The organism is Oscillibacter sp. CU971, assembly GCF_905219725.1.
In the GTDB taxonomy this organism is placed as follows: Bacteria; Bacillota; Clostridia; order Oscillospirales; family Oscillospiraceae; genus Oscillibacter.
Genome location: NZ_CAJMXG010000173.1, coordinates 1 through 6,555, shown reverse-complemented (window position 1 = coordinate 6,555; position 6,555 = coordinate 1). Strand labels below are relative to the sequence as shown.

The following is a 6,555-nucleotide window of genomic DNA, read 5'->3' as shown; positions in this document are numbered from 1 at the left end:
ACGCTGCGGCCATAGCGGTAGCGGCGGCGGCTGAACAGCAGCTTCCAGCCCCCGAAAACCGCGGCCAGGACCAAGACCACGCCCAGGGCCGCCTTGGCGGCGGCGGTGGAGAAAAATTCCTTCACGTCCCGCCAGAGGACCCGGATGCGGGAGGCTTCCACGCTGGTGAAGGCCAGCAGATCCACCTCCGCCAGTTCCTCTCCGTCCAGGGAAACGGTCATGGAGCCCAGCACGTCTCCCTCGGTGATGGGAGCCTCCACCGGGTCGGATTTCAAGACGACGGTTTTTTCCAGCTCCTCCAGGTCCGCCCCCTTGGGCAGCAGCAGCTCCACCGCCTGGGCGGGGCGGAGGGTCACATGGTCCGTGGAGGAGAGGGACACCGGGGCCTCCCCGGCTGCGTCGTCCTCCTTGAGGATGACCTGATAGGAAAAGTTGTCGAAGGCCCAGTTGTAGAGCTTGNCCGTGTACACAAAGCTGTAGGTCCACCAGATGCCCTTTTCATCCTGCGTCCGCTCCGCCCCCAGAATGACGCAGAGCAGATCCATGCTGGCGTGCTGGGCGGTGGTGACCAGGCAGTTCCCCGCCTGGGAGTGGGACCCGGTCTTGACGCCGTGAACGTCCGGGTTGTAGTACTCCCGGCCGCTGCGGATGAGNAAGTTGGTGTTGNTGAGGGTGCGCTCCTCGGACATGTTGGTGGCCGGGACGGTGTGGGAAGCGGCGTCGCAGACGGTCATGAACATGGGGTGCTCCAGGGCCGCCTTGGTGATGAGGTACAGGTCCCAGGCGGAGGTGTAGTGCAGGGAGTCGTGGTATCCGTGGGGGTTCATGAAGTGGGTGTTCTCACAGCCCAGCTCCTCCGCCCGGGCGTTCATCCGGTCCACGAAGCTGTCCACAGAGCCGGAGATCTTCTCCGCCANAATGGCCCCGGCCTCGTTGGCGGAGACCACCATCAGGCAGTAGAGAAGCTGATNCACCGTTAAAATCTCCCCGGCCTCAATGCCGGCGGTGCTGCCGTCCTCCGCCAGCCCCTCCAGGGCCGTGGGGGTGGCGGTGACCTCCTGGCTCAGCTTCAGCCGCCCNTCGTCGATGGCCTCCAGCACCAATAGGCAGGTCATGATCTTGGTGAGGCTGGCGGGGTAGAGCTCGTCATGCTCGTTTAAGGCATAGATTACCGCCCCGGTCTTCCGGTCCACCAGCAGGGCGGCCTTGGCCTGGACCTGTGGGTCCGTCACCTTTCCGGACCAGACGTCCGGGCCCGCCGCCCGGGCGGGGACGGCCAGCAGCCCCGCCAGCAGAAGGGCCAGGAAAAAAACTGATATAAAGCGCTTTGTTTTCATATCCATCCCCCAAAGTTTGTGTTATAATAGGCGTTAGCCAAAGGCAGAACCGGCGGCGAAGCGCCGCCCTTCGATGATTTCCCCTACAGTNTACCAAAAAAAACGGAGGAACGCAACCATGGAGACGCGCCGGAACGCCGCCTGGGGAGAAGGGGCCCTGCTGGGCCTGACGGGGCTGTTTTTGTGCCTGCTTTTGGGCCTGTTTCTCCGGGACCGGGCGGCTATGGAGGCGCCCACCTCCGTGGAGACGGCCCTGACGGCCCCCGTGGAGGAGGTCCGGCCGGACCTGTCCCCGGTAAACCTCANCACCGCGGACGAGGCGGCGCTGACCGCCCTCCCCGGCATCGGGGTGGCGCTGGCGGCGCGGATCGTGGAATACCGGGAGGAGCACGGGCCCTTTGAAGCCGTGGAGGATTTGACGAACGTTTCCGGCATCGGCCAGGGGAAGCTGGCGGCGCTGGAGGGACTTGTGACAGTGGAGGACAGCGAATGAAAATACTCGTGGTGGACGACGAGCGGNCCCTGGTGAAGGGAATCNAATTCANCCTGNAGAACGAGGGCTATGAGGTGGAGTGCGCCTATGACGGCGCCGCCGCCGTGGAGCTGGCCCGGGAGGGCAAGCTGGATCTCATTATTTTGGACCTGATGATGCCGGAGGTGGACGGGCTGGAGGCCTGCATGCGCATCCGGGAATTTTCCAACGTGCCCGTCATCATGCTGACCGCCANGAGCGANGACGCGGACAAGCTNATNGGCTTTGAGTGCGGGGCGGACGACTACCTGACCAAGCCCTTCAACATCCTGGAGCTGAAGGCCCGGGTCCGGGCCCTGCTCCGCCGGGCCGCCGGGGTCCAGCGGACCCGGGGCAGCATCCTGACCGCCGGGGGCATCACATTGAACACGGAGGAGCGCTCCGCCGCCCGGGGGGAGACGCCTGTGGATCTCACCGCCAAGGAGTACGACCTCATCGAGCTTTTGATGCGCAATCCCCGGCGGGTCTACAGCCGGGAAAATCTCATGAACGTGGTCTGGGGCTACAGCTACGCCGGGGACTACCGGACGGTGGACGTCCACATCCGCCGCCTCCGGGAGAAGCTGGAGGAGAACCCGGCGGAGCCGGACCACATTATGACCAAGTGGGGGGTGGGGTACTATTTCAAGGAGTGAACGCCCCTGCTGGGGCAGCTTGCAGTTCCGCGTCGGCCTGAGCTACATCGCCGTCATTCTGGCGGTGCTGCTGCTGCTGAACACCTATCCCCTTCTGGTGTCCGAGGACCTGGTCTTCCACTCTAAGGCCACCAACCTCCAAAGCAGCGTCTCCGTCANGNTGAACGCCCTTTCCGGCCTCTCCCCCCTGACGGAGGAGAACGTGGCGGACGCCATGGCCGTGGCGGAGGAGGCGGGCCTCTCCCGCATCCTGGTCACCGACAGCGCGGGCCGGGTGCTCTACGACACCCGGGAGACCGGCTCCGCCGTGGGAAGCATGGCCCTTTACACGGAGATCGTCCAGGCGCTGCTGGGCTATGACGCGTTTAGCTGCACCTTCCGGCAGGGGGCCTTCCGCAGCCGGGCCTCCTCGCCCATCATGTATCAAAACCAGGTGATCGGCGCGGTCTATGCCTATGAGTACGACACGGAGCAGGCCGCCCTGCTCCTGGGGCTTCAGGACACGCTGCTGCGCCTCTCCGCCGTGGCGGGGGGGCTGGTGCTGGTGCTGAGCCTGATTCTCTCCAAGGCCCTGACCCATAAGATCGGCCTGCTCCTCACCGCCATCCGCCAGGTGCGGGAGGGGGCCTACAGCCACCGGGCGGACATCCGGGGCCGGGACGAGATCGCCCAGATCGGCCACGAGTTCAACAGCCTGACGGACCGCCTCCAAACCACGGAGAACGCCCGCCGCCGCTTTGTCTCCGACGCGTCCCACGAGCTGAAAACCCCCCTGGCGGCCATCCGCCTTTTGTCGGACTCCATTTTGCAGACGGAGAACATCGACCCGGAAACCACCAAGGAGTTTGTCACCGACATCGGCCGGGAGGCGGAGCGCCTCTCCCGCATCACGGAGGACCTCCTCCGCCTGACCCGGCTGGACAGCGGCGTGCTGGAGCCCCCGGCGGCGGTGGACATTCTGCCGGTTTTGGAGCAGGTCATGCGGATGATGAACCTCGTCGCCCAGGAGANGGGCGTGGACCTCACCTACTCCGCCGGAGGGGACTGCGCGGTTCTGGGCACCCGGGACGAGACCCATCAGGTTATCTACAACCTGGTGGACAACGCGGTGAAGTACTCCGCCATCGGCGGCTCCGTCCAGGTTTCCCTGGAGCGGGTGGGGGAGCTGGTGGTCCTCACCGTGGCGGACAACGGCGCGGGTATCCCCGAGGCGGATCTGCCCCGGATTTTCGAGCGGTTCTACCGGGTGGACAAGGCCCGGTCCCGGGCCGCGGGAGGCACGGGCTTGGGCCTCGCCATCGTCAGCGACACGGTGAAGCGCCGGGGCGGCGCCGTGGAGGCCGCCAACCGCCCCGGCGGAGGCGCGGTGTTCACCGTCCGCTGGCCCGCGCTGGAGAGGAGGGAGGACGCGTGAAAAAGCGAATCGGTCTCCTNCTGCTTGTCCCCNTGCTCCTGCTGCCGGCGGGCTGCCGGCGGGAGGAACCCGCCCGCACCGCCTATGACCTCTATTTCCAGGAGGCGGACCTGACCTACTCCGCCGGGGAGTCCCCCTTCCGCACGGAAACCGTGTACTTATACGACGCCGAGACGGACAGCGCCCCCCGCCTGGCGGAGGCGCTGATCAGCGAGNTGCTGNAGGGCCCCGCCGACGAGACCTTAAAAAGCACCCTCCCCGCCGGGACTACTCTCCTTTCCCTGGAGATTGAGGGGGACCGGGCCCGGGTGGACCTGTCCCCCTCCTATGAGAGCCTGTCCGGCGTGGCGCTGACCCTGGCGGANAGCGCCATCGCCATGACCCTCTCCCAGGTGCCGGAGGTCTCTTCCGTCCAGATCACCGTCCGGGGCCGGGAACTGGCCTACCGGGACCGGCAGGTGCTNAACCTCCGGGAGCTGCTGCTGACCCCGGAGGAGGANGTCGTCAGCACCGTGGAGGCCCGGCTTTACTTTTTGAACCAGGAGGGCCGCCTCACGGCGGCGGAGCAGATTCTGGATCTCTACGAGGGCGACACCCAGGTCTCCGCCGTGGCCAAGGCCCTGGAGGGCCGCCCGGAGGGCCGGGACCTGCTGTCCCCCCTGCCGGAGGGCTTCCAGGTGAAGTCCGTCTGGCTGGAGGAGGACATCTGCTATGTAAATCTCTCCTCCGCCCTGCTGGAGGGGCTGGGGGAAAGCGCCCTCCAAACCGCCCTCCGGGCCCTGGAGGACTCTCTTTCCTCCCTGGAGGCGGTGGAGGAGGTCCGGTTCCTGGTGGACGGTGAATTCCGCNGGGACCTGGGGGCCTTCGGCGGCGAGGAAGAGTAAAGTTTTGTCCTTGACATCCGGTTTTCGCTCCTGTACACTGGGAAAGGTGGACCTTTTTTTAAGGCCCGCCGTCCATTAAGACAGAAGAAACAGGAAGGAGAACCCCGCCATGACAACCCCCTCCGGCCAGCAGGCGCTGTTCCAGATTCGAGGCATTCCCCCGCTTGGGTCCGCCGTCTCCCTGTCCCTTCAGCACCTTGTCGCCATGATTGTGGGCTGCGTCACGCCGCCCATCATCATCGCCGGGGCCATCGGCCTCAGCCCGGCGGATCAGGTACTGCTGATTCAAGCGTCCCTGGTGATGTCCGCCGTGTGCACCCTCATCCAGCTTTACCCTGTGAATAAGTATTTCGGCTCCGGCCTGCCGGTGATCATGGGCGTCAGCTTTGCCTACGTGCCCAGCATGCAGGCCATCGCCTCCGCCGGGGGCGGCGTGGGGGCCGTGGCCGGGGCCATGATCGTGGGCGGAATCGTCGCCATCGTGGTGGGCGTGTTCGTGAAGAAAATCCGCCTCCTGTTTCCGCCGGTGATTACCGGCACGGTGGTCTTTACCATCGGCCTGTCCCTCTACCCCACGGCCATCAACTACATGGCGGGAGGAACCGCCAATACATNTGAGCTGGTNGTGGNAACNAAGCGCCAGACGGAGGCCCTGGTCTACGGCTCCTGGCAGAACTGGCTGGTGGCCGCGCTGACCCTGGCCATCGTCATGCTGCTGAACAACCACGGAAAGGGCATCTGCAAGCTGGCCTCCATCCTCATCGGCATGCTCTGCGGCTATGTGATTTCCATGTTCTTCGGCATGGTTTCCTTCGCCGAGGTGGGGCCTGCCGCCTGGTTTTCCCTGCCCCGGGTGATGCACTTCGGCGTCACCTTTGACCTGCCCTCCTGCGTGGCCATCGGTCTGCTCTTCGCCATCAACTCCATCCAGGCCATCGGCGACTTCACCGCCACCACCGTGGGCGGCCTGGACCGGGACCCCACGGACCAGGAGCTTCAGGGGGGCATCATCGCCTATGGCTTCAGCAACATCCTGACGGCCTTTTTCGGCGGCCTGCCCACCGCCACCTACTCCCAGAACGTGGGCATCGTCACCACCAACAAGGTGGTGAACCGGGTGGTCTTTACCATGACCGGCGGTTTTTTGCTGCTGGCGGGATTGTCCCCCAAGTTCGCGGCGGTGCTGACCACCATCCCCCAGTGCGTTCTGGGCGGGGCCACCATCACCGTTTTTTCCACCATCGCCATGACGGGCATGAAGCTCATCGCCTCCCAGAGCCTGACGGCCCGGAACACCACCATCGTGGGCCTGTCCGCCGCCCTGGGCGTGGGCGTATCCCAGGCCAGCGGGGCCCTGGCCCAGTTCCCGGAGGGCTTCACCATGATTTTCGGCAAATCCCCGGTGGTCATCGCCACGCTGATGGCGGTGCTGCTGAACCTGATTCTGCCCAAAGAGAAAGCTTGAGAGAAATTGAGGTAACCATGGAAATCGAAATTCTGCGCTTTCGCTGCCCCGGCCTGGAGGACGGCGGACGCTTCCCCCTGGACAATACCGGCCGGGGAAAGGATCTTTCTCCGGAAATCGTTTTGGAGAACCTGTCTCCCCAGGCCAAGACCCTGGCGGTCACCCTGGAGGATATGTCCCACCCCTGTCTCCTACACACATCTCCGAGCCCACGAGACGGACTCCTACCTCGTATGGCGTCGTCTGCTCGAAAAAAACAACTTGGCATAGACAGTCTCTCTATCATTT

At 64.9% G+C, this 6,555-nt stretch carries 6 protein-coding genes; 5 read left to right on the top strand and 1 reads right to left on the bottom strand.

The genetic code is table 11. The features are described from left to right. Nucleotides 1-1,337, bottom strand: a 1,337-nt coding sequence (locus JX325_RS11470) for a D-alanyl-D-alanine carboxypeptidase family protein (RefSeq protein WP_204791253.1), incomplete at its 3' end; no start/stop codon positions are given. Between the two features lie 118 nt (nt 1,338-1,455). On the opposite strand from JX325_RS11470, the gene JX325_RS11465 reads away from it, so the two are divergent. From JX325_RS11465 to JX325_RS11445, 5 genes are all read left to right on the top strand, one after another. Next, a complete protein-coding gene (locus JX325_RS11465) occupies nt 1,456-1,830 on the top strand; it encodes a helix-hairpin-helix domain-containing protein (protein ID WP_243414057.1) in 375 nt (124 codons plus the stop codon). Continuing rightward, nucleotides 1,827-2,504, top strand: coding sequence for a response regulator transcription factor (locus tag JX325_RS11460; protein WP_204791251.1), 678 nt, complete (start codon nt 1,827-1,829; stop codon nt 2,502-2,504). The genes JX325_RS11465 and JX325_RS11460 overlap by 4 nt, the downstream gene beginning before the upstream one ends. Nucleotides 2,505-2,523: 19 nt before the next feature. Then, nucleotides 2,524-3,918, top strand: a complete 1,395-nt coding sequence (locus JX325_RS11455) for a cell wall metabolism sensor histidine kinase WalK (RefSeq protein WP_243414056.1) — start codon at nt 2,524-2,526, stop codon at nt 3,916-3,918. Then, complete coding sequence (locus JX325_RS11450) at nt 3,915-4,802, top strand: GerMN domain-containing protein (protein WP_204791250.1); 888 nt, start codon at nt 3,915-3,917, stop codon at nt 4,800-4,802. Before JX325_RS11455 ends, JX325_RS11450 begins: the two co-directional genes overlap by 4 nt. A gap of 109 nt (nt 4,803-4,911) precedes the next feature. Next, a complete protein-coding gene (locus JX325_RS11445; protein WP_204791249.1) occupies nt 4,912-6,267 on the top strand; it encodes a uracil-xanthine permease family protein in 1,356 nt (451 codons plus the stop codon). The last annotated feature ends 288 nt before the right edge of the window (nt 6,268-6,555 follow it).